Here is a 25,662-nt window from a genome sequence, read left to right as displayed (position 1 = left end):
TAAGCAAGGACGGACCCTCGTGGACCTGTTCGAACATCAGGCGAAGGAGCTCTTCGCTGACTACGGCATTCCGGTGCCACGCGGCATCGTCGCCCACACCGTGGAGGAGGCGAGGGCGGCAGCGGAGCAGCTGACCGGCCGCGTCGTCGTCAAGGCCCAGGTGAAGACCGGTGGCCGTGGCAAGGCCGGTGGCGTGAAGGTGGCCGATGACGCCGCCGACGCCGTTGAGAAGGCCAAGGCCATTCTGGGCATGGACATCAAGGGCCACACGGTCCACAAGGTGCTCGTGGAGGAGGCCAGCGCGATCGCGGAGGAGTACTACTTCTCCTTCCTGCTCGACCGCGCGAACCGTACATTCCTCGCGATCTGCTCCGCCGCCGGTGGCATGGACATCGAAGAGGTCGCGCACTCCGCGCCCGAAAAGGTGGCCAAGATACCGGTCTCCGCGCTGGACGGCATCGACCGCGCCAAGGCGCGTGAGATCGCGCTCGCGGGCGGGCTGCCCGAGGTCGCGCTCGACGGCGCCGCCGAGCTCATCGAGAAGCTCTGGTGCGCCTTCGTCGACGAGGACGCCACGCTGGTCGAGGTCAACCCGATGATCCTGTCGGCGGACGGCCAGGTGAAGGCGCTCGACGGCAAGGTCACGCTCGACGACAACGCCGTCTTCCGCCAGCCGGAGCACGAGGCGTACGCCGACAAGGCCGCCGAGGACCCTCTTGAGGCCAAGGCCAAGGAGAAGGACCTCAACTACGTCAAGCTCGACGGCGACGTGGGCATCATCGGCAACGGCGCGGGCCTGGTCATGTCGACGCTCGACGTGGTCGCCTACGCCGGCGAGGGGCTGCCCGGCAAGCCGTCGCCCGCCAACTTCCTCGACATCGGCGGCGGTGCCTCGGCCGAGGTCATGGCCGCGGGCCTGGAGATCATCCTCTCCGACCCGAGCGTGAAGTCGATCTTCGTGAACGTCTTCGGCGGCATCACCTCCTGTGACGCGGTGGCCAACGGCATCATCTCGGCCTTCAAGCTGCTGGAGAGCCGTGGCGAAGCGGTGACCCACCCGCTGGTGGTCCGGCTTGACGGCAACAACGCCCTGCTCGGGCGGCAGATCCTGGCCGACGCCGCACTCCCGCGGGTCGAGCTGGTCGACACGATGGACGACGCGGCCAAGCGGGTCGCCGAGCTCGCTGCGGTAGGTGCGTAACACATGGCTATCTGGCTGACCGAGAACAGCAAGATCATCGTTCAGGGCATGACCGGCGGTGAGGGCACCAAGCACACCCGCCGCATGCTGGCCTCCGGCGCCCGCGTGGTGGGTGGCGTCAACGCCCGCAAGGCGGGCACGACGCACGAGGGCCTGCCGGTGTTCGGCACGGTGAAGGAGGCCATGGAGCAGACGGGCGCCGACGTGTCGGTCGCCTTCGTGCCCCCGGCCTTCACCAAGGACGCCGTCAAGGAGGCCATCGACGCGGAGATCCCGCTCTGCGTGGTGATCACCGAGGGCGTGCCGATCCACGACTCGACCGAATTCTGGGCGTACGCGATCGCCAAGGGCAACAAGACCCGCATCATCGGCCCGAACTGCCCCGGCATCGCCTCGCCCGGCGCCTCCAACGCCGGCATCATCCCCGCCGACATCACCACGGCCGGCCGCATCGGCCTGGTGTCCAAGTCGGGCACGCTGACGTACCAGCTCATGTACGAGCTGCGCGACTTCGGCTTCTCGACCGCGGTGGGCATCGGCGGTGACCCGGTCATCGGCACGACGCACATCGACGCGCTCCAGGCGTTCCAGGAGGACCCGGCCACCGACGCGATCGTGATGATCGGTGAGATCGGCGGCGACGCCGAGGAGCGGGCCGCCGCCTACATCGAGCAGCACGTGACCAAGCCGGTGGTGGCTTACGTCGCGGGCTTCACCGCCCCGGAGGGCAAGACGATGGGCCACGCCGGTGCCATTGTCTCGGGCTCCGCCGGCACCGCTCAGGCGAAGAAGGAGGCCCTCGAAAAGGTGGGCGTCCGCGTCGGCAAGACCCCGTCCGAGACCGCGCGCCTCATGCGCGAGATCATGCAGGCACGCTGACTTTCCGGCTCCAGCATCATCGCCCCGCCCGTTCGTGGCGGGGCGTTTTGCTGTCCGCGCCCGCCCGGTCCGCGCCCGTCCGATCCGCGTCACGGCCGACGAATGACCACGCGGGTGGTCTCACCGTCTCGTAGCGGTGCCCGGCCCCGCATCACCGGAGGAGCGTATCCCTGGACAGCGCCCGGCCATGGTCGGTGGGTGGGGCCTGCCGGGCCGGCCGTAAAACAGCAAAACCCCGCCGGGGCCTGCCGTAAAAAAGCAAAAGCCCCGAATTTGGCAGAGGGTGCGCGGCGCGTCAACCAAGCGCGCGTTGGGAAACCTTGAGAAAATAACTACTTGTGACGGCGCTACTCGAATCGGTCCTTGGCCGGCTGCCCGGCGTCTCGAGTGATGACGACGAGGCGCGCCGGCCGCTTCCCGTGTCCGGGATGCTCGCCGCCGCCATCACGCTCGGCGTCGGCCTGGCCGTCCTCACCACGCTGACCCTGGTCGGCTGGATCGCCGCGCCGCGCGGCGCGCTGGGCGCGGGGCTGCCGGGGGTGTTCCGTACGGCGGCGCAGGTCTGGCTGGCCGCGCACCACGCCGGGTTCGCGATCCCCGGCGGCAAGGTGGGGCTGCTGCCGCTCGGCCTGACGATCCTGCCCGCCGTGCTGCTCTACCGTGCCGGGCGATGGATGGCCCGCGACGCCGACCTGCGGCTGCGCCTGCCCGCGCGGCTGCCCAAGAACAGCCCGCGCGAGCAGGCCAACGCGCGCCGCCGGGCCCAGCTCGTGCTGGTCGCCCAGGCCGGGGTCTCGCTGGCCGCCCCCTACGCCCTGCTGGCCGGGCTCATCGCGCTCGTCGCCCGCAACGAGGTCACGCAGCCGTTCATCGGCGAGGCGCTGATCAGCCACTTCGCGCTGGCGTTCCTGGCCGGAGCGCTGGCCACCGCGCGCACGATCGGCCCGTGGCGGGCGATGCTGCGCCTGCTGCCCGAGCGGGTGCGCGCGCTGACCGTCGGCACGGCCGTCGCCATCTCGGTGCTGCTCGTCGCCGGGCTCGCCCTCGTGCTGACAGCTCTGATCATGAACTTCGGGCAGGTGCGCGAGCTGTCGAACGTGCTCTCGCCCGGCTTCGTCGGCGGCCTGCTGCTCCTGCTGGTCCAGGCCCTCTACCTGCTCAACACCGTCATCTGGGCCGCCTCCTACATCGCCGGGCCCGGGTTCGCCGTCGGCGCCGGCACCCTGGTCGCGCCCACGGGCGTGCAACTGGGCACGGTGCCGAGCCTGCCGCTGCTCGGCGCGCTGCCCGAGAGCGGTCCCGTGCCGGGCTGGACGATGGCGGTGATCGCGCTGCCCTTCGCCGCCGGGACCGTGGCGGGCATCGTGGTGGCCAGGATGGCGCCGTCGCCCTCGTACGAGGCCGCGCCTTTGTGGGGGTTCTTCACCGGGATCACCACCGGACTGGTCGCCGCGCTGCTCGCCGCGCTGTCCGGCGGCCCCATCGGCGGCGGGCGGCTGGCCACGGTCGGGCCGTCGCCCTGGGAGGTGGCGCTGTCGGTGGGCCTGGAGGTGGGCGTCGCCGCCGGCATCTCCGCCGGGGTGGCCAACCTGCTGCTGCTGAACCGGAAGGCCCGTGCCCCGCTCGACAAGGCCGCCGTCCCGGTACGGAAGGCGGGCGCCGCGATCGCCAGGGCGGCGAGCAAGGTCGGCCTGGCCGAGGCCGACGCCCGGCCGCTGCCCGGTCACTGGATGGACGCCACCGAGGCCGACACCCAGGCCATCCCGGTCATCCGTGACGACTGGCAGGACGAGCACGCCTCGGCCGCGGCGGAGACGCTGGCACAGGCCCTGCCCACGCTGAGCGATCGGGACCGGCCGCCGCGTAAGGACATCGTCGACGAGTCCGACGACCGGGGCGGCCACGTCATCTACGTCGACCCGTACGCCTGGGACCGCGACTAGGGCTGCCCCGCGCGCCCAGGAGATCGGACCGCGACTAGGGCTGCACCGCACCCAGGAGTTCGAGCACGTCGGGCGGGAGCTTCTTCTGGGCCGCGTCCCTGAACTGGGCGAAGCACTCGCCCTGCGACGAGACGGTGCCCGCGCCCTTCATGCATTCCTGGTAAGTGGAGTATTCGTCCATCAGGTAAAGCTGCATCCCCGTGGCCATGGCCGACAGCGCGAGCGCGATCGAGGAGACGGCGATGCCGCCCACGGCCATGCCCGGTGGCTTGCCCGCGCTCTTGAGCTGCGGGAGCGCGCGAATGCCCGCCATCAGCGCGAACACCGCCATGACCAGCCCCGCCAGCGGCAGCATGAACGTCATGGCCAGCGCTGCGATGGCCAACCAGATCGCGCGGCGGCCCGCGGAATCCGCGGGCTGCTGACCCGCCGGTGCCTGCACCGGTGTCGACACCTGACCTCCTCTGCGTCGCCGGACGAAGAGCGGATACGCTTGCAGCCCCACCCTGTTTCCCATTGGAGTGCGCGTGTCAAAGGCTGGGCGGCTCGTCGTCCTCGTCTCCGGCTCTGGAACAAACCTACAGGCCCTGCTGGACGCTTCCGCCGACCCGGCTTACGGCGCCCGTGTGGTGGCCGTCGGCGCGGACAGAGACGGTATCGAGGGATTGGCTCGGGCGTCGCGGGCCGACGTCCCTACTTTCGTCGAAAAACTGGGTGATTACGAGAAGCGTACGGAATGGGATGTGGCGATCGCGGGCCGCATCGCCTCGTACGAGCCTGATCTGGTGGTGTCCGCGGGCTTCATGAAGATCCTCGGCGCCCCGACGCTCGACACGTTCCCGCTGCTCAACACCCATCCCGCGCTGCTGCCCGCGTTCCCGGGCGCGCACGGGGTGCGCGACGCGCTCGCCTATGGCGTCAAGGTGACGGGCTGCACGGTCATGCTGGCCGACTCCGGCGTCGACAGCGGGCCGATCGTCGCCCAGGAGGCCGTGACCGTGCTGCCGGGCGACGACGAGGCGGTTCTGCACGAACGCATCAAGACCGTCGAGCGCCGCCTGCTCGTCGAGATCGTCGGCCGGATGGTCCGCGAGGGCTGGACGGTCAGCGGACGGACCGTCCGCATCGGTAACCAACCAGAAGGGGAATCGAAGTGACTCGCATCGCCATCCGGCGCGCGCTGATCGCGGTGTACGACAAGTCCGGGCTGGAAGAGCTGGCCAGGGCGCTCGACGGCGCGGGGGTGGAGATCGTGTCAACGGGCGGCACCGCCGCCGCCATCGCCTCCTACGGCATCCCCGTCACCAAGGTCGAGCAGTTGACCGGCTTCCCCGAGTGCCTCGACGGCCGGGTCAAGACGCTGCATCCGCGCGTGCACGCCGGGCTGCTGGCCGACCTGACCAAGCCGCACCACGTGGCCCAGCTCGAGGAGCTGGAGATCGACCCGTTCCAGCTGGTGGTGGTCAACCTCTACCCGTTCGAGCAGACGGTGGCCTCCGGCGCGTCCGACGAGGAGTGCGTCGAGCAGATCGACATCGGCGGGCCCGCGATGATCCGCGGCGCCGCCAAGAACCACAGCACCTGCGCCGTCGTGGTCGACCCGCGTTTCTACGGCGACGTGCTGGGCGCGCTCGCCGAGGGCGGCTTCACGCTGACCGAACGGAAGCGGCTGGCGGGCATCGCCTACGCCCAGACGGCCTCCTACGACGTGGCCGTGGCGTCCTGGTTCGCCAACGCCTACCGGGTCGACGACGACTGGCCGTCGTTCATGGGCGTCACCTGGAAGCGCAAGTCGACCCTGCGCTATGGGGAGAACCCGCACCAGTCCGCCGCCCTCTACAGCGGCGGCCTCGACGGCCTGGCCAACGCCGAGCAGGTGCACGGCAAGGAGATGTCGTACAACAACTACCTCGACGCCGACGCCGCCTGGCGGGCGGCCTGGGACTTCGCCGACCCCTGTGTCGCGATCATCAAGCACCAGAACCCGTGCGGCATCGCCGTCGGCTCCGACGTCGCCGACGCGCACCGCAAGGCGCACGCGTGTGACCCGGTCTCGGCGTACGGGGGCGTCATCGCGGTCAACGGGGCCGTCACGGCCGAGCTGGCCGGGCAGATCGCCGAGGTGTTCACCGAGGTCGTCGTCGCGCCGTCGTACGATCCCGAGGCGCTGGCCGTGCTCACGCAGAAGAAGAACGTCCGCCTGTTGATCTGCCCCTCGGGCCCGGCGAACGCCGCCGAGTTCCGCCGGATCGACGGCGGGCTGCTCGTCCAGCAGACCGACCGTGTCAACGCGCCCGGAGACGCGCCGGAGAGCTGGCAGCTCAAGGCGGGCGAGCCGGTCTCGGACGCGATGCTGGCCGACCTGGCGTTCGCGTGGCGGGCCGCCCGCTCGGTCAAGTCCAACGCCATCCTGCTGGCCTCCGGCGGGGCGACCGTGGGCGTCGGGATGGGGCAGGTCAACCGGGTCGACTCGTGCCGGCTGGCGGTGGCTCGTGCCGGTGAGCGGGCCGCGGGGTCGGTGGCGGCGTCGGACGCGTTCTTCCCCTTCCCCGACGGGCTGGAGGTGCTGATCGAGGCGGGCGTCAAGGCCGTCGTGGAGCCCGGCGGGTCCGTACGCGACCAGCTCGTCATCGAGGCGGCGGAGGAGGCGGGCGTGGCGCTCTATTTCACTGGGACGCGCCACTTCTTCCACTGATTCGTCAAGGGTAAAAGGGCGGCGTAAAGCCGCCCTTTTGCACACAAGCATAGGTAATGTCCGGTTACCCTGTGGGCCTTGCCGGTCTTTCCTCGGGAGTTCCCCTTATGGCGCTGCTCGACTCAGCTCTGTATGCCTTCGTGACCATGAACGGGATCGCCACCAGCCCGGTCGTGCTGGTCGTGCTCGCCTTCATCGGTGCCTACCTGGGCGTACGCGTCGTGGAGGTCATCCCGTTCACCCGTCGCATCATCGAGCGCCGCGAGGCGCAGGCGGCCGAGCGCGAGTAGCCCGCTCGTCCGCCGGTTCGCGCGGCTCAGACGGCTGACCGGGAATGGTCCCAGGCCAGCTTGGCGGCTCCGGCGAGTCCGGCTCGTACGCCCAGGGTGGTCGGCTCCACCTCCACCGCCCTGACGAACGCCAGCCCGGCGACATCGTCCAGTGCCCGCGCCAGCGGGTCGAACAGCACCGGCCCCGCCGCTGAGACACCGCCGCCGATGACCACCTTGGTGAGTTCGACCGCGGCCGCGGTGGAGGCGATCATGCCGGCGAGCGCCCTGGCACCGCGTTCGAACGCCGCCACCGCCACAGGATCCCCGGCCGCCGCGTCCCGCGCCAGCGCCCGCGCATCAGCCGCTGGCACCCGCGCATCAGCCGCCAGCGCCCGCGCGTCGGCCGAACCGTCCCGCGCGTCGGCCGAACCGTCCCGCGTGTCGGCCGGACCGTGCGCGCCCGGGGTCCAGCCGTTGGCCAGGGCCCAGCGGGCCAGGTTCGGGCCGCTGGAGTAGCGCTCGACGCAGCCGCGCCCGCCGCACTCGCAGCGTTCGCCGTACGGGTCGATGGACATGTGACCGACATGTCCGCCATTTCCGTTGGGGCCGAGCAGCGGGACGCCGTCGATCACCAGCCCGCCACCGATCCCGGTGGACACCACGATCCCGAGCAGCGCCGAACTCCCGCGCCCCGCCCCCAGCCAGTGCTCCCCGAGCGCCATGCACTGCGCGTCACCCGCGAGCATGGTCGGCAGCCCGGTCAGCTTGCGGACCTCGTCACGCAGCGGGAAGCCGCGCCAACTGGGCATGTTCACCGGGCTGACGGTCCCGGCGGCCAGGTCCAGCGGCCCGGCACAACCGATCCCGACCGCCTCGGGCGCGGGCCCGCCCCCGGTCACCTCCTCGATCAGGGCCGCCAGAGCGACCATGACCTCCGCCCGCGGCGTGGGCCGGGTGGCGGAACGCAGCATGGAACCCGCCTCGTCCACCAGCGCGGCGGCGAGCTTGGTTCCCCCGATATCAATGGCAAGTACGCAAGTCATCTGAGTGTTGGCGCGGAGACCCGGTCCTTCAGGGCCGGGAGGAAGTGCCACTCCTCCTTTCGAAAACAGTAGGGAAAGTGTCGGTCGCGCTCGGCGATGTGCGCGGTGGGTGAGGGCGACAAACCACCAGCTTCAGCAGGTGGTAGTTGATCAGTGTTTGTGGTGGTTGTCGGGCTGGCGGGGATCGCCAGGGTGTTCCAGTCCGGGCACGAGCTCGACCTTGGCGGCCCGCAGCTCGTCCAGCCACCGCGCGAACATACGACGCCGCGCGGCTTCCCTCCGCGAGACCGTACCGGGGTTCGAGGGGGAGCGGGTCGGCGGGGTGGGTTCCGGGTGGGCCACCGCTACGTGCCAGCCCAGGGCGTCTTCGACCGGGCCTACCAGCATCCCGTACGGCCGGCGCGGGATGGCGTCCGCGATCGCCGCGGGCAGGGAGCCCAGCGTCACCGGGCCCAGCGGTTCCAGGTCGTCGGCCGTGGCGGCGGCCGCGTCGGCGTGGTCGGCGAACACCCGATGGCGTACGTCATGCCGGGCCACACCTTGCGCGGGCACCGGCGACCGCCACTCCGGCGGCACCTCGGCCGTGGCCGTCACGTGCTCGAACAGCGCGCGTACCCACGGGCTGCCGTTGTAGGCGGCGGCGTTGATCGACCCCAGCTCCACGGCGGCCAGCGGGTCGAGCGGCCCGGTCTCCCCGGCAGCCGTCGGGTCGAGCGGTCCGGTCTCTAGGGGAGTCAGCCCCCGGGCGGCGGCCTCGTCCTCGCACAGCGCCTCGGTGAGGATCACCTGCGTCAGCCACCTGGCGAGCTGCCGGTCCTCGGAGCTTCCCGGGACAGGCAGTGCCGCATTGAGCGGGCTGTCGCGCAGCTCGCGTACCCGCCGTTCCAGCGGCTCGCGGGAGATCGGCCGACCGGCCACCCAGCCGATCACCGCTCCGACGCCAGGCGCGGTGGGCGCCCCGGTCGCAGCGGGCCGTTCCCGCATCGGCCCGGCCAGCGGATCACCGTGCCGGTGCCCACCCAGGCTGGGCGACGCGTCATGGCCATGGTGGTGTCCCGCCGACGGCGCGTGACCGTCGTGGTGGTGACTGGGCACCGAGTGACCGTCGTGCCGGTGTCCGGCCGGGTCGGTGAGCGTGTGTTTCATCGGGCTACCTCCAGGCGGACCGCGGGTGCGTACTGGCAGCGGCCGTACCACATGACCTTGGCCAGCGCCCAGAAGTGCCCGGCCGCCATGTCGTACGGCACCTCCACAGGGAACGACACGTCGACCGTCTCGCCCGGTGCCACGGAGAAGCCCTGGATGACCGTGGGCAGCAGCTCCCACGAGCCCCACGGGGCGGCGAGCTGGGACTCGCCGTGGATCTCGTCCGAGGTGGTGTTCGCCAGCCGCACCACGAGGGACGTGCGGTCGCCCGGCCGGAGGGAGAGCGAGTCCGTGAGCGTGGTGACGGAGAGGCCGGTCGCGCGGCCCTCGGTGGCCTGGGTGCCCTGGAACGCGTCGCTCATCTTCGGGACGGCGCCCTCGACGGGCAGCTCGGGTACGTCGCCCAGCGCGACAGTGGCCACGTCCTCCACGAGCTGATCGCCCACCTTGGTACGGGCCGCGACGAAGTACAGGCCCTGGCCGGGGGCGGGTGTGACGGTGACGGGGAAACGGAGGTGGCCGCCGGGTTCGAGGCGGAAGGCGCGCTGGGCGGGTGTGGCGCTCCAGCCGTCCGGAACGCGGAGGTCCACCACGCCCTCGTGCGGCGCGTCGACGAGGTGGGACGACACCACAACCTCCACCTCGACCGCCCCCTGCGCCGCCGCGATGAGACCGGGTGTGACGGCGATCGACACGGGGAGGTAGCCGAGGGGCGCGGGTCCCTTGTTGTGCAGCCAGTAGCGGCTGTAGACGGGCTGGGCCTGCTCGGCCGTGGCGCCCAGGTCGGGGCGGGCGGGCCGGGCCGGGGTGGGGACGAGATAGGTAGCGACCTCGGCCCCGGCCAGGTCGAGCGCGGTCACCGGATCGCCGGGCCGTTCCAGCAGGTCGGCGTGGACGAGGCCGCCGAGGTCGAGGACCGGCGACTCGATCGCGGCCCGCGAGCCGAGCCCGGTCGACTCCACAAGCCGGATCGTGACACCGCCAAACCCGCCACCAGCCTCGCCGCCGACGCCAGCCCTGCCGCCACCAGCCTCGGCGCCGACATCGGCCCTGCCGCCACCAACCCCACCAGCATCAGCCCCGCCGCCGACGGACAGGCCGTGGGCGTGCGGGTTGCCAGTGGCCTTGAGGGTCCCGAGCAGGACGTCCCGGGCGGGCTCCACCCGCAGGAGGGAGTGCACCTGCGGCAACGCGCCATCAGCGCCGTCCGGGACGACCCGCGCCAGCAGCGGCGTGATGAACTCCTGCCCCGCCGCGGGCAGCCGCAACGCCCGCCAGTCCCCATCTCCTCCGGCCAGCGCGTACGAGAACTCATGCGTCCAGTGCTGTACCTGGAACCCGGCGCCATCAGGCCCGGTACGCCGAGGCGGATCCAACCACACCCCCGACGGCCACCCGGTACACGACCGCATCAGCGACAGATGCAACGCCCCCGAAGAATCCACCGCGAACCCCGGCAACCCATACGTGAGCAGCGCGACCGTCCGAGACTCCAGCACCTCCGCGCCGACCGGGCACACGGCGGAGATCACGGCATCCGCCAGATCCTCCACCAACTCCTCCACCGGCCCGGCGACGATGAGCGCGGGCAGCGCGCGTACGTCGCGCAGGTCGGCGCTCGGCCGCCACACCTCGGCCAGCGGCCGCTCCGCGGGCACCCACACCAGCGGCGCCCCCGACTTGAGCGCGTCGAGGAAGGCCGGGTCGCTGCGGGAGAGGAGCTCGGCGGCCAGCGGGTTCGCGTCCGGGCCGCCCAGGATGATCCGGAAGTCCGGCAGGTTCGAGTCGACGTCCAGCCAGCCGTACCGGGATCCGGAGGCGGACGAGGTCGTGGCGGTCACGCCCGCGCGGGCCAGCGCCACCACCAGCGAACGTGCCCCGGGCGCGTCCTCCAGAGCGGGCACCACCACCTCGGCGACCCCCAGCGCCCGCGCGCCCGCCTCGCCCAGGTCCACCCTGGCCGTGGCGGACAGCCCGAACCAGGTGTTGGCCGGGTTGTCCAGCGTCCACGGGTGCTCGGCGACGTCGACGTCCGGCTGCGCGAACCCGCGCCCCACCACGGCACCCGCCACGTCGGAGACCGGCAGCGCGCCCGCCACCTGGGCGGGGAAGCGGACCCGCAGCAGCCGGTCGGCGCCGGTGTAGTCGAGCACGCGGGTGGTGAACTCGACCCGGTCCGAACCCGTCCACAGCGTGATGATCTGCTCGTAGGAGACCTCGCCCACCTGGCCGGTGATGGTCAGGCGCTGTCCGAGGGGACTCCGCGCGGCGTGTACGGCCAGCGCGGCGGCCTCGCCGGAGCCGGTGACGTGACCGGTCGGCAGCAGATGCCACGGCCCCTCGCCCATGTCGGGGTGCGTCGGGTATTCGTCGTACAGCCGCAGCTCGTTCCCGAGCCCCGACAGCAGCTCGCGGCCCGCGGCGCGGTCGAACACCGACGCGAGGCCGCCGCCCCGCGACGGATCGGCCACGACGCGCCACCGGTCGTTCGAGATCGAGGTGGCCTCGGGCAGCGGCTGCCAGGTGCCGGGCGTCTCCTGGACGATTCCGTACGTACGCCAGCCCATCGAGGGCACGTCCTCGGCCAGGAAGACCAGCGTGCCGTCCTCGTCGATGGCCGGGACCGCGTCGACCCGCTCGCCCGGCGCGAGCCGTACCCGCACCAGGCCGTCACGCGCGAACGGCAGCGTGTTGGTCACCACGACGCTGCGGCCGTCGAGCGAGATCTGGCCGGCCAGCGCGTCCAGCGCGCGGTCGCGGGCGTCGGCGGCCAGGTCGTGCGCCTCGCGCCAGCCTGTCAGCAGGTCGATGTAGACCTGGTCGGACTCGGAGCCGGTGATCCCGTCGTGGTGCGCGCCGTACGCGAGCTGCCGCCACACCTTGTCCAGCGCGGTGTGCGGATAGCCGCCCAGCCCCAGCAGCGACGCGAACGCCGACAGCCGCTCGGCGTCGAGCGCCGCCACCTCGGCCGCGCGCTGAGCCTGCTTGGTGTCGATGTACGAGACGTCCTTGCCGGTGTAGACGGGGTTCATGTCCCGGGTCTGCGGGCTGAACGCGGATATTTCCCCGCGCACCGCGTCGAGGAAGTCCCGGGGTGTGCCGCAGACGAACCGGGGCCAGACATACCGGGCCGCCCAGGTCCGGTGGATGTCGGTCACCCACTTGTTCGGCGGGGTGTAGTCGGTGCCGACGGGCAGCAGGATGTTCCTGGTCGCGGCCACCGGCTTCAGCGACCGGTAGAGCTCGTACGTCGCCCGCGTCGCCTCCTCCAGCGACGGAGAGGAGTCCATCCACCAGCCCGCCGAGTAGTGGGCGGGCATGTAGTGCGTCAGCACGCCCCGCCCCGACGGCGAGATCCACTCGAACTCGCTCGGGAACTGCATCAGGGAGGCGTCGTTCTTGGCCTGCCTGAAGTTCTTGCTGATCGGCCCCCACTGGTGGAACGGCCCCCGGGCCCACGCGCTGCCGGTCAGCCCGGCCGCCGCCAGGTAGCCGGGGAACTGCGGGTCGTGCCCGAACACGTCGAGCTGCCAGGCGGTACGCGGATCGCCGCCGAGGATGTCGCGCTGGTAGCCGATGCCGTAGACGATGTTGCGGATCGTGCTCTCGGCGCCGGTCAGGTTCGTGTTGGGCTCGTTGTACGTTCCGCCGAGGAGCTCCACCCGGCCCTCGGCGAGCAGCGCGCGCAGGTCGGCGCGGCGCTCGGGGTGGGTGTCGAAGAACGGCTTGAGATAGTCGACCTCGGCCAGCACGAACCGGTAGTCGGGATCACGCAGCGCCAGCTCGATATGCGCCTCGACCAGCGCGAACGCGTTGTGCTCCCACAGCGGCCTGGTCGTCGCGTCGACCGAGAGCAGCTCCCAGGGGCTGGTGTAGGCGGCCTGCGTGTTCCACCAGACCGGGTCGTAGTGGAAGTGCGACACCATGTACATCGTCCAGCCCGGCTCCTCGGCCGTGACCTCCACGTCGAGCGACGCCTCGCCGAGTGTGACGGTGCAGGGCACCACGGTCCCGGCCGGTACGGTGACGTCCAGCGGCACCTCGACGGTGCGCGGACCCACCCCCGGCGGCACGCTCACGGGCGCCGCGCAGGACACCCCGGGGCCACGGACATCGAGCGGCGCCTCCTGCCCGCCCAGCTCCAGCGTGACCTTGAGCACCTGGTACGGCCGCTCCACCGAGCCGACGAACAGGTCGGTCGACTCCGCTGACAGCAAGTGAGCAGGCAAAACGACTCCTTAAAGGACATATAGGCGGCGACGTCACCATATGCTGTTCCAAGATCCATGACAACGATGTCATCGCCGCCTCCTGCGAACTCATGGAAGGATTGCCAGATATGAGCGCAGTGAGACTCGACGGCAAGGCGACCGCCGCAAAGATCAAGGCAGACCTCGCGACCCGGGTGATCGCGCTCAGACAGCGCGGCATCACCCCCGGCCTCGGCACCGTGCTGGTCGGCGACGACCCCGGCAGCCAGATCTACGTGGCGGGCAAGCACCGCGACTGCGCCGAGGTCGGCATCTCCTCCATCCGCGTGGACCTCCCCGAGGACGCGACTCAGGCCCAGGTCGAGGCGGCCATCGACGAGCTCAACGCCTCGCCGGAGTGCACCGGCTACATCGTCCAGCTCCCGCTGCCCCGCCACCTCGACACGATGGCGCTGCTGGAGCGGATGGACCCGGCCAAGGACGCCGACGGCCTCCACCCGATCAACCTGGGCCGCCTGGTCCACATGGTCGACGCGCCGCTGCCGTGCACGCCGCACGGCATCGTGCTGCTCCTCGAGGAGTACGGCGTGCCGATCAAGGGCGCCGAGGTGGCCGTGGTCGGACGCGGCATCACGGTGGGCCGCTCGCTCGGCCTGCTGCTGACCCGGCGCAGCGAGAACGCCACGGTGACCCTCTGCCACACCGGCACCCGCGACCTGGCCGCGCACGTTCGCCACGCCGACATCGTGGTGGCCGCCGCCGGAGTGCCCGGCCTCATCACCCCGGCCATGGTCAAGCCGGGCGCGGCCGTGCTCGACGTGGGCGTCTCGCGGGTGGACGGCAAGATCGCCGGTGACGTGGCCGCCGAGGTGGCGGAGGTGGCGGGCTTCCTGACCCCCAACCCCGGTGGCGTCGGCCCGATGACCCGCGCCCTCCTGCTCTCGAACGTGGTCGAAGCCGCCGAACGCGCCTGACCCACCACAAAGCCGACCGCGCCCGGTCCGGCCGCCGGCCGGGCGCGCTCACAGGCCGACCGCGCCCGGCCGCCCGAGGCCGCGTACGCCTCTGGGGCGTTACGGCTGGAAGTCCGCGTCCACGGCGACGGTCACATCGAGCAGCAGGGGCTCCTCGCGGGCCGCGAGCGTGGGCAGCACCTCGTCGAGCACCGCCGCGAGCTCCTCCGCCGTGTCCACCCGCCTGGCCTCGCAGCCCAGCGACCGGGCCATCCCACCCATGCTGACCTCGGTGAACGCGGGCCACGGCGCCTTGCCGCCCGCCTTGTCGGCCTGCCGGTCCATGACCGCGTACCGGCCGTTGGCGAGCACCACGAACAGCGCGCCCACCCGGTAGTGCGCCGCGCTCCACAGCGCGTGCACGCCGTACAGGGCCGAGCCGTCGCCCACCACCGCGACCACCGGCCGGTCGGGCAGCGACATACGCAGGCCGACCGCCGCGGGCAGGCCGAACCCCAGCCCGCCCATGGCCGCCGACACGAAGCCGAGCGGGTTGCGGGCCGGGACCAGCCGGTGCAGGTCCGGGCGCGACGACGGGGTCTCCTCGACGAGCACCGCATCGGCCGGGAGCCGCCTGGCGAGCTCGTGCAGCACGTGCACGGCTCGCAAACCGTCCCCTGTGAGGGGCGGCGCGTGCACGGCTCGCAGACCGTCCCCTGCCAGGGGCGGCACGTGCGTGGCTCGCACATCGCCTGCCAGGGGCAGCGCGGGTCCGGCGGGCGCGGGCCGTACCGTCGTCGATCTGGCCGGGACGAGCACGGCCAGGCGCTCGCAGACGGCGGACGGGGCGGCGAGATAGGCCAGGTCGGCGGGGCTGCGGTGCGCCTCGGCCGGGTCGTCGGTGACCAGCGCGACCGTGGTGCCGGGCTCGACCAGCGGGCCGGCGTCGAACGGGTACTGGCGGAAGACCGGGGCGCCCACGGCGAGCACCACGTCGTGCCCGGCCAGTGCCGCGCGCAGCCGGGTGCGATCAGCGGGCAGCACCCCGGCGTACTGCGGGTGGTCCTGCGGGAACCCCGCCATCGCGCCGAACGACTCCTGCCAGACCGGACACCCCAGCCGCTCGGCGAGCGCCACCACCGCCGCCCAGCCCGCCTCCCGACCACCTGAGCTCGCGAACAAAGCGCCACCACCAGACACGCCCGCAGCGTCCATGCCCGCAGCGGGCGCGCCCGCAGCGTCCATGCCCGCAGCGTCCGCGCCCGCAGCGTCCATGCCCGCAGCGTCCGCGCCCGCAGCGTCCGCGCCCGCAGTGCCCGCGCCCGCAGCGTCCGCGCCCGCAGTGCCCGCGCCCGCGACGACCGGGCCCGCGGTGCCCGCGCCCGCGACGATCGCCGGGGAGCGGGCCCCGGACAGCAGTTCGACCAGGGGCGTGAGTGACTCGTCCGGTACGGCGGCAGGCCGCAACAGGCGGGCCGGCGCCGCGATCGTCTCGTCCTCGAACGGCGCCGCCCAGTCGTCCATCGGCACCACCACCAGCGCGGGCCCCCGGAAGGTGACCGCCTCGTGGCAGGCCCGCGCCACCGCCCCCGGCACGTCCTGGGGCCGCGTCGGTTCGTCGACCCGCACCGGATAGTCCCCGGCCAGCCCGGACAGCCGCCCGGTCAGGAACGGTTCCAGCGCCAGATGGCGGCGATCCTGCTGCCCGACCAGGATCACCAGCGGCACCCGGTTGGCCCGCGCGGTGGCGATCGCGCCGACCGCGTTGCCCAGACCCGCCGCGGTGTGCAGGACGGCCAGCGCCGGAGCCCGATGCCCGATCGCCCACCCGGTGGCCATGCCGACCACCGACCCTTCGTGCAGGGCGAGCACGAACCGCAGGTCGTCGGGCAGCCCGGTCAGCAGCGCGACCTCGGTGGAGCCCGGATTGCCGAAGATCGTGGTCAGCCCGAAACGCCTGAGCACGTCGAACGTGGCCTCCCGAACCGTGACCGTGCTCATCGGGCCTCCCTGGCGCGCTGGATCCGCTCGTAGATGTGCCCACGCAGTTCGCCGAAGCGCGGCAGCGACCGCGTGGTGAGCTGGTCGCGCTGGGCAGGCAGGTCGATCTTCAGATCTTCCATGATCACTGTCGGTGACGACGATAGCACGATCACGCGTTGTCCCAGGTAGACGGCCTCGTCGATGTCATGCGTGACGAACAGTACGGTCACCCCGAGGTTCCGCCAGAGCGCCAGGATCAGGTCCTCCAGATCGGCCCTGGTCTGCGCGTCCACGGCGGCGAACGGCTCGTCCATCAGCAGCACCTGCGGCTCGTACGCCACGGCCCTGGCGATCGCGACCCGCTGCTGCATGCCGCCGGAGAGCTGCCACGGGTGCGCGTCCGCGGCGTCCAGGAGGCCCACCGACTCCAGCGACCCGTGGACCAGCTCAAGGCGGCGCGGCGTGGGCACCCGTTTCTCCTTCAGCGGCAGCTCGACGTTCTGGCGCACGGTCATCCAGGGGAACAGGCTCCGGCCGTACTCCTGGAAGACCACGGCCATGCGCGGGGGTGGCCCGGTGACCGGCACTCCGGCCACCCGCACCTGGCCGCCGCTGACCGGCAGCAGCCCGGCGATGGACCGCAGCAGCGTGGTCTTGCCGCAGCCGGAGGGCCCGACCACGCACACCAGCTCGCCCGCGCCGACGCTGAAGGTCAGCGAGCGGATCGCCTTGACGCTGCGGTTCGGGCTCTCGTAGACCTTGCGCAGCTCCGCAATCTCAAGCACGGGCGGCTCCAGCGCCGTAGTACCAGGAAAGGACCCGCCGCTCCACGAAGCGGAAGAGCAGCGACAGCGTCAGCCCGATCAGCCCGAGCAGCAGGATGCCGCTCCACATCTCGGCGATCTGGAACTGCCGCTGGAACAGCACGATCGTGAACCCGAGCCCGCTGGAGCTGGCGAACATCTCGCTGATGACCATGAGGATGATCCCGATGGACAGCGCCTGCCGCAGCCCGGCCATGATCTGCGGACTGGCCCCGCGCAGCACGAAGCGGCGCAGCCGGGTGGCGCCGTGCACGCCGTGCACGCCGTACATCCGGCAGGTGTCGGCGAGCACCTCGTCCAGCGCCCGTACGCCTTCGACGGTGTTGAGCAGGATCGGCCAGACACAGCCCGAGACGATGACCAGCACCTTCATCGGCGTGTCGATCCCGGCCAGCAGCATGAGCAGCGGCACGAGCACGGGCGGCGGGATCGCCCGGAAGAACTCCAGCACCGGCTCCAGCGTCGCGCGCAGCCGCGGCGACAGCCCGATCGGCACCCCGAGCCCCACGCCCAGCACGGTCGCGAGCGCGTACCCGGCGAGCAGCCGCCCGATGCTGGGCAGCACGTCGTCGAACACCCGCGCCGAGAACCAGGTCTGCCCGAACGCCCGGGCCACGCGTACGGGATCCGGCAGGTAGAACGACCGGCCGCTGACCAGCCACCAGCCCAGCACCAGCAGCACCGGCAGCCCGAAAAGCCTGATCACCCGCACGCCTGCCTTCACCGGCACAGCCCCCTTCACGAGCCGGTTTCCGATCGCACGGCGGGATGCCACGACAGCACCCGGCGCTCCAGGAGCCGCACCGCGGCGTTGACCCCGATGCCGACGAGACCGGCGAGCACGATGAGCGCGTACACCGTGGGCACGGCCCCGCTGTTCTGCGCGACCTGGATCTCCGCCCCGAGCCCCGGACTGCCGATCACCAGCTCCGCGGTGACCGCCAGGATGAACGCCACCGCCGCCGCCAGCCGCAACCCGGTCATGACGTACGGCAGCGCGGTCGGCCAGACCAGATGCCGGACCCGCGACCAGGGCGACAGCCCGTAGGACCGGGCGGTGTCGTAGGCGACGGAGTCGACGGCCGCCACGCCGTACAGGACCTGGATGAGCACCTGCCAGAACGAGGCGTAGACCACCAGCAGCAGCGTCGAGCCGAGCGAGGGCCCGTACAGCAGCGTCGCCAGCGGGACCAGCGCCACCGAGGGGATCGGCCGCAGGAACTCGACCGTGGAGTGGGTCGCGGCACGCAGCCCCGGGACGATCCCGATGACCACCCCGGCCGCCACCGCCAGGCAGAAGGCGATCGCGAGGCCGAGCGCCCAGCCGAGCACGGTCTCGCCCAGCGCGAGCCACAGCTCGGCCGTGACGAGCTGGCCGGCCAGCGTGCCGAGGATGCGCGAGGCGGGCGGCAGGAACCGCTCGTCGACCAGCCCGAGCCGGGGCACCGCCTCAAGCAGCGCCAGCAGGCCGCCGAGCCCCGCGAGCCCGTACAGAAACCGCCTCACCGCACCAGCGCCGAGACGTCGATCTTGTCCTTGAGGATGCCGTCGGCCAGCGCGAGGTCGGCGATGGTCTGCACGGACGCCTTGTTGACCTCGGCGGGCCACTTGGGCAGGTAGATCTTCGCGATCACCTCAGGTGCGATCTTGGTATAGGTCTTGAGCACGTCCCTGACCTCGTCGGGGTGGCTGTCGGCGTACTCCAGCGACTTGCGGATGGCCGCGGTGAAGCGCTTGGTCAGGTCCGCGTCGGTCTTGCCGGTGGTGAAGTACATCGCCACGGTCAGGTCGGGGGCGGCGTCGGCGAAGTTCCAGGCCACGGCGCGGGCGCCCTGGCTCAGCGCCTGGCTGACGAAGGGCTCGACCACCCAGACGGCGTCCACGCGGCCGGCCTGCAGCGCGGCGGGCGCGTCCGGGAAGGGCAGCTCGACGAACTGGATGCCCGACGGGTCGCCACCGGCCTTGCGTACCGAGGCGCGGACGGTCGTGTCGCCGATGTTCTTGAGCTGGTTGACCGAGATCTTCTTGCCCGCCAGCTCCTTGGCCGACCTGATCGGGCTGTCGTTCTTCACCAGCACCGCGCTGAAGTCCTTGCCCTGCTGACCGGTCGAGGAGACGCCGTTGGCGACCACCTGCACGTCGAGCCCCTGCTGCTTGGCGGTCAGCAGCGAGGTGGTGTTGGCGAAGGCGAACTGGAACTGCCCGCTGACCGCGCCGGAGATCGCGGCGGCGCCGCCCTGGACGGGAGTGATCGTCAGGTCGATGTTCTGCTCGTCGAAGAAGCCTTTGGCCTTGCCCAGGTGGATCGGCGCGGTGTCGACGATCGCGATCACGCCGGCGGTGACCTTCGTCTTTCCCTGGTTCGCCGGCTGAGAGGAGCCGCCGCACGCGGCTGTGAGGAGGAGGACGGCTAAGACCACGAGAGTGCGAGACACTTTGTCTCCTGTTGTTCGCAATGCGCACAGATATTCTCTGAACGAACACCCCGTATCGTGGAAGCTACGCCTTTGATGACCTATGTTCAAGGACCGTCATGGTTGATCACGTACAGTCGCTGGCCCGCGGTCTCGCGGTGATCCGCGCGTTCAGCGCCACGGCGCCCGAGCTGACGCTGAGCGAGGTCGCCCGCGCGACGGACCTCAGCAGGGCGGCGGCCAGACGGTTCCTGCTCACGCTCGCCGACCTCGGGTACGTGCGCTCGGACGGGCGGCTGTTCTCGCTCACGCCCAGGGTCCTGGAGCTCGGCTACGCCTATCTGTCCAGCCTCTCGCTGCCCGAGGTGGCCGATCCGCATCTCGAACGGCTGGCCGCCGAGGTGCACGAGTCGGCCTCGGTCGCCGTGCTCGACGGTGCGGACGTCGTGTACGTGGCGCGGGTGGCCACCGCGAGGATCATGCGGGTGACGATCAACATCGGCACGCGGTTCCCCGCGTACTGCACGTCCATGGGCCGGGTACTGCTGGCGGCGCTCTCCCCGGAGCGGCTCGACGGCTACCTCGGCTCGGCCGAGCTACGCGGGCTCACCTCGCGGACGATCACCCAGCCGGCGGCGCTGCGTGCGGAGCTCGACCGGGTGCGCGCGCGGGGCTGGGCGATGGTCGACCAGGAGCTGGAGGAGGGGCTGCGGTCCATCGCCGTGCCGATCCGCGACCGTTCCGGGCAGGCGGTCGCGGCGGTGAACGTCTCGACCCACGCGAGCCGTACGACGTCGCAGCAGGTCAGGCGGGACCTGCTGCCGCCGCTGCTGGCCACGGCCGCCAGGATCGAAGCGGATCTGGCGACCCTGTCCGTGGCCAGGGCGTAGCGCGGTGGACCAGTAGCACGGTGAACTAGCGGCGCCGGTAGCGATCCGTGGCCTGCTTCGTGGCGCGGATCGCGGCGTCGGCCGCGTCGTACGTGCGCTGGGCCAGCCCGACGAAGATGCAGTCGACGATCAGGAGCTGGCTGATCCGGCTGGCCAGCGCCCCCGGCCGGAACGCGGTCTCCCGCCCCGCCGACACCAGCGTGTGGTCGGCCAGCCCGGCCAGCGACGACCGCGGATTGTTGGTGATCGCGACCAGCAACGCCCCCGCCTCCGCGGCCGTGCGCGCCGGGTCCAGCACGTCCGGCGTCTCGCCGCTGCAACTGATCGCCACCACCACGTCGCCGGTCCGGAGCAGGGCCGCGCTGGTCAGCGCCATGTGGGCGTCGCTGAACGGGTGGCTGGACAGGCCGATCCGCAGCAGCTTCTGCGACATGTCGATCGCCACCAGCCCGGAGGCCGCCACGCCGTACACGTCCACCCGCCGGGCTCCGGCGATGGCCGTGACGATCTCCCCGAGCAACTCGGGGTCGAGCTGCGCCGCCGTGTCGGCCAGCGCCTCGGACTCGGCCCGCGCCACCTTGGCGATGACGTCGGTGAGCGGGTCGTCGGGGCCGAGGTCGCCGGGCACCAGCCGTTCGGGCTGCTTGGCCACGGCGGCGGCCAGGGCGAAGCGCATCTGCGAGTAACCGGCGAAGCCGAGCGCCCTGGCGGTGCGCACGATCGTCGCCTCGCTCGTCCCGGACACCCCGCTGAACTCGGTGATCGTGCTCCGGACGACCACACCGGGGTCGGCGAGAATGATGCGCGCGATCGCCTGCGCGGCCGGGGTCAGCGACGGAAACACCGCACGGACGGCGGAGACCGGGTTCGACGGCTCGTTCATCCGCCCGCCCGCCCCATCGAGCGACGCCCCGGTCACCGGGTCAGCCATTCCGCGGCCGCCTGCGCCGAGACGCGCGAGATGCCGTGCGTGACCAGGTGCGCGGCGCCGGCGGGCGCCGCGGGGATGCCGGTGTCCACGACGATCACCTCGGGCCGCACCTGTACGGCCCGCGCCACCGTCCCCCGCACCCACGCATGGCGGGCGGCGTCGTGCACCACGAGGACGACCGGCCGATCGTCGAACGGTGGCAGCTCGCCCTCGGGCTCCATCTGGACCCGCTCGGTGCCCGGCAGCAGCGCGCCGAGAGCCGCCGTGATGCCGGTCGGCGTCGAGGGGTCCACGGCCTTGTTGAGGCGCGTGTTGACCTCCACGACCAGCGGCGCCCGGGTCAGCGAGGCCGTTCCCGTCGTGGTCAGCGCGGCTCTGGCGGCGTCCAGGCCGACGCCCTCGTCGACGTCGGCGCAGGCCTTCTCGCGCAGGGCCGACTGCCGGTCGTACCAGCCGGACAGGGCGAGGACCCGGCCGGCGGCCTCGGCCAGGCGATCTTCGGGGAGCACGCCCGTCCGGACGGCGGCCACGATGGCGTCGCGGATCTCGTGCAGGCTCCGTTCGGTCGACAGGCCCACGCAGATGGCGTCGACGCCCGCGCCGAGCGCGCGGACCGCGATCTCGCCGGGGGTGAACATCGCGGCCACCGCCCGCATCTCGATCGCGTCGGTGACCAGCATCCCGTCGAAACCGAGCTCACCCCTGAGGAGCTCGGTCATGACGGTACGGCTGAGCGTCGCGGGCATCGACGGATCGAGGGCGGGGACGAGCAGGTGGCCCGACATGATCGAGCGCACCCCGGCCCCGATCGCGGCCCTGAACGGCGGCAGGTCGCGCTCGGCGAGCAGCTCACGCGAGGCGTGCACGGTCGGCAGCGCCAGGTGCGAGTCCGTGACCGTGTCGCCGTGGCCGGGGAAGTGCTTGGCGCAGGCGGCGACCCCGGCGCCCTGCACCCCGTTGACGTAGGCCACGGTGTGGCGGGAGACCAGATCGGCGGCCGGGCCGAACGAGCGGACGCCGATCACCGGGTTGGCCGGGTTGGCGTTGACGTCGGCCGAAGGCGCGTAGTTGAGCGTGATGTCGGCTTCGGCGAGCATCCGGCCGATCTGGCGGCCCACGCGCTCGGTCAGGGCCACGTCGTCCACCACGCCGAGCGCCCGGTTGCCCGGGAAGGAACTACCGGAGGTGACCTCCAGGCGGGTGACCGCCCCGCCCTCCTCGTCGATCGCCACGACGGCGCCCGGGTTCTCGGCACGAAAGCGCTGGACGAGCTGCTCCCCGGGGTTGTTGCGGGCGAACAGCACCAGGCCGCCGAGTCCTTCGCCGAGCGCCCGGAGCAACCAGTCGGGCGCTGAGGCGCCTTCGTAGCCCGGTTGGAGCACAGTCATCGCTAGTCGGTACAGGTCAGGGGACATGTCGGCATTTTCCTTCACGATTATTGAATTGAAGGTAATTTTCTGTCATCGTCGCCCTCGACACAACCACTTCCGAGAGGCCATCCCCCATGCCCAGCAGAAGGACGTTACTGAAGGGCCTCGCCCTCGCCGCTGCCGCCTCTGTCGTACCGCTCCCCGCCTTCGCCGCCGACTATGTCCCGCCGTTGCGCCAGATGCGGGGGATGTGGATCGCCTCCGTGGTCAACATCAACTGGCCCTCCAAGACCGGGCTGACCGTCGAACAGCAGAAGGCCGAATACCTCGCCTGGCTGGACCTGGCGGTGCAGCGGAAGCTGAACTCCGTCTTCGTGCAGATCAGGCCGACCGCCGACGCGTTCTGGCCGTCGCCGTTCGAACCGTGGTCGCAGTGGCTGACCGGCACCCAGGGGCAGGATCCCGGCTACGACCCGCTGGGCTTCATCGTCGAGGAGACGCACAAGCGCGGGCTGGCCTTCCACGCCTGGTTCAACCCGTACCGGGTCTCGATGCAGGCCGACCCGGCCAAGCTGCACCCCGACCACCCGGGCCGCAAGCACCCCGACTGGATCCTGCCGTTCGGCGGCAAGCTCTACTACAACCCCGGCATGCCCGAGGTCCGTAAGTTCTGCCAAGACGCGATCATGGACGCGGTCACCCGATACGACATCGACGGTCTCCACTTCGACGACTATTTCTACCCGACGAACACCACTGCCTTCGACGACAGCGCCGCGTTCGCCCAGTACGGCGCCGGTTTCCCTGACCTGGCCACCTGGCGGCGCAACAACGTCGACCTCATGGTCTCGGAGATGCAGCAGCGGGTGCGCCAGGTCAAGCCGGACATCGCGTGGGGCATCAGCCCGTCGGGCATCTGGCGCAACAAGGCCAGCGACCCGCTCGGCTCCGACACCGCCGGCGGCCAGTCCTACGACGGCCTGCACGCCGACACCAGGGGCTGGGTGAAGAAGGGCTGGCTCGACTACATCGCGCCCCAGCTCTACTGGTACATCGGGCAGCCGCCGGCCGACTACGCCAAGCTCGTCCCGTGGTGGTCCGACGTGGCCAACGGCACCGGCACGCTGCTCTGGATCGGCCAGGCGGCCTACAAGGCGGGCGACCCGGCCCAGACCGCGCCCGAATGGCAGGTCCCGGCCGAGCTGTCCAAGCACCTCACCCTCAACCGGGACAATCCACCGGTCAGTGGCGACATCTGGTACAACGCCAACGACCTGCGGGCCGACCGGATCGCCTCGATCAGCACGGCCGTGGCCGACCACTACACCCGGCCCGCGCTGGCCCCGGTGCTGACCAGGCTGGCGGGCGGCGAGGCGCCGCACCGGCCGGTGCTGGCGTACGCGCTGCGCAAGCATGATGGGGTGGAGGTACGCGCGGTCGCGACGGACCGGCACGAGCCCTTCCAGTTCGCCATCTTCCGGTTCCCCGGCAAGGCCGGGGCCGGCGCGTTCGCCGACGCCCGCAACCTGGTCGCGGTGGTGCCGGGTGACCGGCAGGTGCGCTGGACGGACCCCGAGGGCAAGCGCGGGGATCACTACTACGTGGTCGCCGTCGACCGGGTCAACCGGACCAGCAAGCCGAGCAACGGCTTCCGGGTCCTCTAACCGGTTTCGAAGGGAGCGCGATGCGGGTTCTCGGTCTCATCTCGGGCACGTCCCACGACGGGATAGACAGCGCGGTCGTGGACTGGTCGCTGGACGGCGGCGTGCTGACCGGCACGCTCGTCCACTCCGGCGAGCGGCCGTACGACCCTGGTCTGAGAGCCCGCATCGTGGCCGCGCTGCCGCCCAGCCGGATCGACCTGGGCGAGGTCTGCGCCCTGGACACGCTCATCGGCCAGGCGTTCGCCGAGGCGGCGGCGGAGGGGCCGCCGGCCGACCTGATCTGCTCCCACGGGCAGACGCTCTTCCACTGGGTGGAGGGTGGCCGGGTGCTCGGCACGCTGCAGCTGGGCCAGCCTGCCTGGATCGCCGAGCGCACCGGGCTGCCCGTGGTGTCGGACGTGCGGGCGCGTGACGTGGCCGCAGGGGGGCAGGGGGCGCCGCTCGTCTCCTACCTCGACCTGCTGCTCATGGCCGGGTTGCCGGGGCGTACCGGGGCGTTGAACCTGGGCGGGATCGCCAACCTGACCGTGCGGGAGCCGGCCGTCGCCTACGACACCGGGCCCGCGTGCGCGCTCATCGACGCCGCCGCCCCGCCGTACGACGAGGACGGGATGCTGGGCGCGGCCGGGACGATCGACGCGGCACTGCTGGCGGAGCTGCTCACCGAGCCGTACTACGCGAAGGAACCGCCGAAATCCACGGGTAAAGAGCTCTTCACCCCTGGCTACGTCAAGGCGGACCTGGCGCAGGCCGACCTCGTCGCCACACTCACCGCGCTCACCGCGGAGACCGTGGCGGCCGAGATCCGCGGGCACGGACTCGACACCGTGATCGTCTCCGGCGGCGGTGTGCGCAATCCCACTCTCATGGGCATGCTGCGCGCGCGGGTGCCGCGGACGCGGCTCGTGACCAGCGACGAGCTCGGCGTGCCCGCCGACGCGAAGGAGGCGATCGCCTTCTCGTTGTTCGGCTGGCTCACCGCGCACGGCCTGCCATCGACCGTGCCCAGTTGCACGGGCGCCTCGGGGGCGCGCGTCCTGGGCACGGTGACGCCGGGCTCCGGTCCACTCGCGCTGCCGGAACCCCTCGCCGTGGCACCGGTCGCGATCCGTTTCCTGTAGTGGGGGGGGGGGGGGGGGCCCCGGGGGGGGGGGGGTTTTGGAGCAATTTATGCCAGCGACCCCCGCCCGGGGGCGGGGGGAGGGGGGGCGCCGGACCCCCCCCCGGGGGGGGGGCCCCCGGG

21 protein-coding genes are annotated in these 25,662 nt (G+C 71.8%); 10 read left to right on the top strand and 11 right to left on the bottom strand.

Translation table 11 applies throughout. The features are described 5' to 3' along the window. Positions 1 to 19: 19 nt before the first annotated feature. The 3 genes from sucC to AB0F17_RS49710 all read left to right on the top strand — a co-directional run bounded on the left by sucC (position 20) and on the right by AB0F17_RS49710 (position 4,023). Positions 20 to 1,201, top strand: coding sequence for an ADP-forming succinate--CoA ligase subunit beta (gene sucC / locus AB0F17_RS49720; RefSeq protein ID WP_358038778.1), 1,182 nt, complete (start codon positions 20 to 22; stop codon positions 1,199 to 1,201). 3 nt (positions 1,202 to 1,204) lie between these two features. After that, on the top strand, positions 1,205 to 2,080 hold the full coding sequence (sucD, locus tag AB0F17_RS49715) for a succinate--CoA ligase subunit alpha (RefSeq protein ID WP_358038775.1): 876 nt from the start codon (positions 1,205 to 1,207) through the stop codon (positions 2,078 to 2,080). A gap of 338 nt (positions 2,081 to 2,418) precedes the next feature. Beyond that, positions 2,419 to 4,023, top strand: coding sequence for a DUF6350 family protein (locus AB0F17_RS49710; protein WP_358038772.1), 1,605 nt, complete (start codon positions 2,419 to 2,421; stop codon positions 4,021 to 4,023). Between the two features lie 34 nt (positions 4,024 to 4,057). Here AB0F17_RS49710 and AB0F17_RS49705 read toward each other — a convergent pair whose 3' ends face one another. Further along, a complete protein-coding gene (locus AB0F17_RS49705; RefSeq protein WP_358038769.1) occupies positions 4,058 to 4,477 on the bottom strand; it encodes a hypothetical protein in 420 nt (139 codons plus the stop codon). A 73-nt stretch (positions 4,478 to 4,550) separates the two neighbouring features. On the opposite strand from AB0F17_RS49705, the gene purN reads away from it, so the two are divergent. The 3 genes from purN (at position 4,551) to AB0F17_RS49690 (ending at position 7,008) form a co-directional block, all read left to right on the top strand. Beyond that, positions 4,551 to 5,180, top strand: coding sequence for a phosphoribosylglycinamide formyltransferase (purN, locus tag AB0F17_RS49700; protein ID WP_358038766.1), 630 nt, complete (start codon positions 4,551 to 4,553; stop codon positions 5,178 to 5,180). Further along, entirely contained in the window at positions 5,177 to 6,718 is a 1,542-nt protein-coding gene (purH, locus tag AB0F17_RS49695) for a bifunctional phosphoribosylaminoimidazolecarboxamide formyltransferase/IMP cyclohydrolase (protein ID WP_358038763.1), read from the top strand. Before purN ends, purH begins: the two co-directional genes overlap by 4 nt. Before the next feature lie 107 nt (positions 6,719 to 6,825). Continuing rightward, positions 6,826 to 7,008, top strand: a complete 183-nt coding sequence (locus AB0F17_RS49690; protein WP_358038760.1) for a hypothetical protein — start codon at positions 6,826 to 6,828, stop codon at positions 7,006 to 7,008. A 26-nt stretch (positions 7,009 to 7,034) separates the two neighbouring features. Here the strand turns inward: AB0F17_RS49690 and AB0F17_RS49685 are convergent, their stop codons facing one another. The 3 genes from AB0F17_RS49685 to AB0F17_RS49675 form a co-directional block, all read right to left on the bottom strand. After that, positions 7,035 to 8,033 carry an ROK family protein gene (locus tag AB0F17_RS49685; RefSeq protein ID WP_358038757.1) on the bottom strand — a complete coding sequence of 333 codons (999 nt, stop codon included), beginning with the start codon at positions 8,031 to 8,033 and terminating at the stop codon, positions 7,035 to 7,037. Positions 8,034 to 8,183: 150 nt separating this feature from the next. Next, a complete protein-coding gene (locus AB0F17_RS49680) occupies positions 8,184 to 9,179 on the bottom strand; it encodes a hypothetical protein (protein ID WP_358038755.1) in 996 nt (331 codons plus the stop codon). After that, a complete protein-coding gene (locus tag AB0F17_RS49675; RefSeq protein ID WP_358038753.1) occupies positions 9,176 to 13,408 on the bottom strand; it encodes an NEW3 domain-containing protein in 4,233 nt (1,410 codons plus the stop codon). The genes AB0F17_RS49680 and AB0F17_RS49675 overlap by 4 nt, the downstream gene beginning before the upstream one ends. Positions 13,409 to 13,518: 110 nt before the next feature. Between AB0F17_RS49675 and AB0F17_RS49670 the strand changes: the two genes are divergently transcribed. Further along, entirely contained in the window at positions 13,519 to 14,364 is an 846-nt protein-coding gene (locus AB0F17_RS49670) for a bifunctional methylenetetrahydrofolate dehydrogenase/methenyltetrahydrofolate cyclohydrolase (RefSeq protein WP_358038749.1), read from the top strand. A 99-nt stretch (positions 14,365 to 14,463) separates the two neighbouring features. Here AB0F17_RS49670 and AB0F17_RS49665 read toward each other — a convergent pair whose 3' ends face one another. The 5 genes from AB0F17_RS49665 to AB0F17_RS49645 are packed head-to-tail and all read right to left on the bottom strand — an operon-like array spanning position 14,464 to position 19,585. Further along, positions 14,464 to 16,344, bottom strand: coding sequence for a thiamine pyrophosphate-dependent enzyme (locus AB0F17_RS49665; protein ID WP_358038746.1), 1,881 nt, complete (start codon positions 16,342 to 16,344; stop codon positions 14,464 to 14,466). Next, positions 16,341 to 17,111: an ABC transporter ATP-binding protein gene (locus tag AB0F17_RS49660; RefSeq protein WP_358038743.1), complete on the bottom strand. Its 771-nt coding sequence runs from the start codon at positions 17,109 to 17,111 to the stop codon at positions 16,341 to 16,343. The genes AB0F17_RS49665 and AB0F17_RS49660 overlap by 4 nt, the downstream gene beginning before the upstream one ends. Continuing rightward, positions 17,104 to 17,874: an ABC transporter permease subunit gene (locus tag AB0F17_RS49655; protein WP_358038740.1), complete on the bottom strand. Its 771-nt coding sequence runs from the start codon at positions 17,872 to 17,874 to the stop codon at positions 17,104 to 17,106. Before AB0F17_RS49655 ends, AB0F17_RS49660 begins: the two co-directional genes overlap by 8 nt. 14 nt (positions 17,875 to 17,888) lie before the next feature. After that, complete coding sequence (locus tag AB0F17_RS49650) at positions 17,889 to 18,656, bottom strand: ABC transporter permease (protein ID WP_358038738.1); 768 nt, start codon at positions 18,654 to 18,656, stop codon at positions 17,889 to 17,891. Continuing rightward, complete coding sequence (locus tag AB0F17_RS49645; RefSeq protein ID WP_358038736.1) at positions 18,653 to 19,585, bottom strand: ABC transporter substrate-binding protein; 933 nt, start codon at positions 19,583 to 19,585, stop codon at positions 18,653 to 18,655. Before AB0F17_RS49645 ends, AB0F17_RS49650 begins: the two co-directional genes overlap by 4 nt. A gap of 98 nt (positions 19,586 to 19,683) precedes the next feature. Here AB0F17_RS49645 and AB0F17_RS49640 point away from each other — a divergent pair, with 98 nt between their 5' ends. After that, the gene (locus tag AB0F17_RS49640; protein ID WP_358038733.1) at positions 19,684 to 20,454 is read left to right on the top strand and encodes an IclR family transcriptional regulator C-terminal domain-containing protein; all 771 of its coding nucleotides are present in this window, start codon (positions 19,684 to 19,686) and stop codon (positions 20,452 to 20,454) included. Positions 20,455 to 20,479: 25 nt separating this feature from the next. On the opposite strand, the gene AB0F17_RS49635 is transcribed toward AB0F17_RS49640, so the two are convergent. Both AB0F17_RS49635 and AB0F17_RS49630 read right to left on the bottom strand, forming a co-directional pair. Continuing rightward, positions 20,480 to 21,385, bottom strand: a complete 906-nt coding sequence (locus tag AB0F17_RS49635; protein ID WP_358038730.1) for a MurR/RpiR family transcriptional regulator — start codon at positions 21,383 to 21,385, stop codon at positions 20,480 to 20,482. Further along, positions 21,370 to 22,773, bottom strand: coding sequence for a glycoside hydrolase family 3 N-terminal domain-containing protein (locus AB0F17_RS49630; protein WP_358038727.1), 1,404 nt, complete (start codon positions 22,771 to 22,773; stop codon positions 21,370 to 21,372). The genes AB0F17_RS49635 and AB0F17_RS49630 overlap by 16 nt, the downstream gene beginning before the upstream one ends. 116 nt (positions 22,774 to 22,889) lie before the next feature. Here AB0F17_RS49630 and AB0F17_RS49625 point away from each other — a divergent pair, with 116 nt between their 5' ends. Both AB0F17_RS49625 and AB0F17_RS49620 read left to right on the top strand, forming a co-directional pair. Continuing rightward, the gene (locus tag AB0F17_RS49625; protein WP_358038724.1) at positions 22,890 to 24,419 is read left to right on the top strand and encodes a family 10 glycosylhydrolase; all 1,530 of its coding nucleotides are present in this window, start codon (positions 22,890 to 22,892) and stop codon (positions 24,417 to 24,419) included. A gap of 20 nt (positions 24,420 to 24,439) precedes the next feature. Then, a complete protein-coding gene (locus AB0F17_RS49620; protein ID WP_358038721.1) occupies positions 24,440 to 25,540 on the top strand; it encodes an anhydro-N-acetylmuramic acid kinase in 1,101 nt (366 codons plus the stop codon). The last annotated feature ends 122 nt before the right edge of the window (positions 25,541 to 25,662 follow it).

It is taken from the genome of Nonomuraea sp. NPDC026600 (assembly GCF_040638335.1).
In the GTDB taxonomy this organism is placed as follows: domain Bacteria; phylum Actinomycetota; class Actinomycetes; order Streptosporangiales; family Streptosporangiaceae; genus Nonomuraea.
Note: the sequence above shows the minus strand (reverse complement) of the source record. Positions and strands in the feature narration are given on the sequence as shown.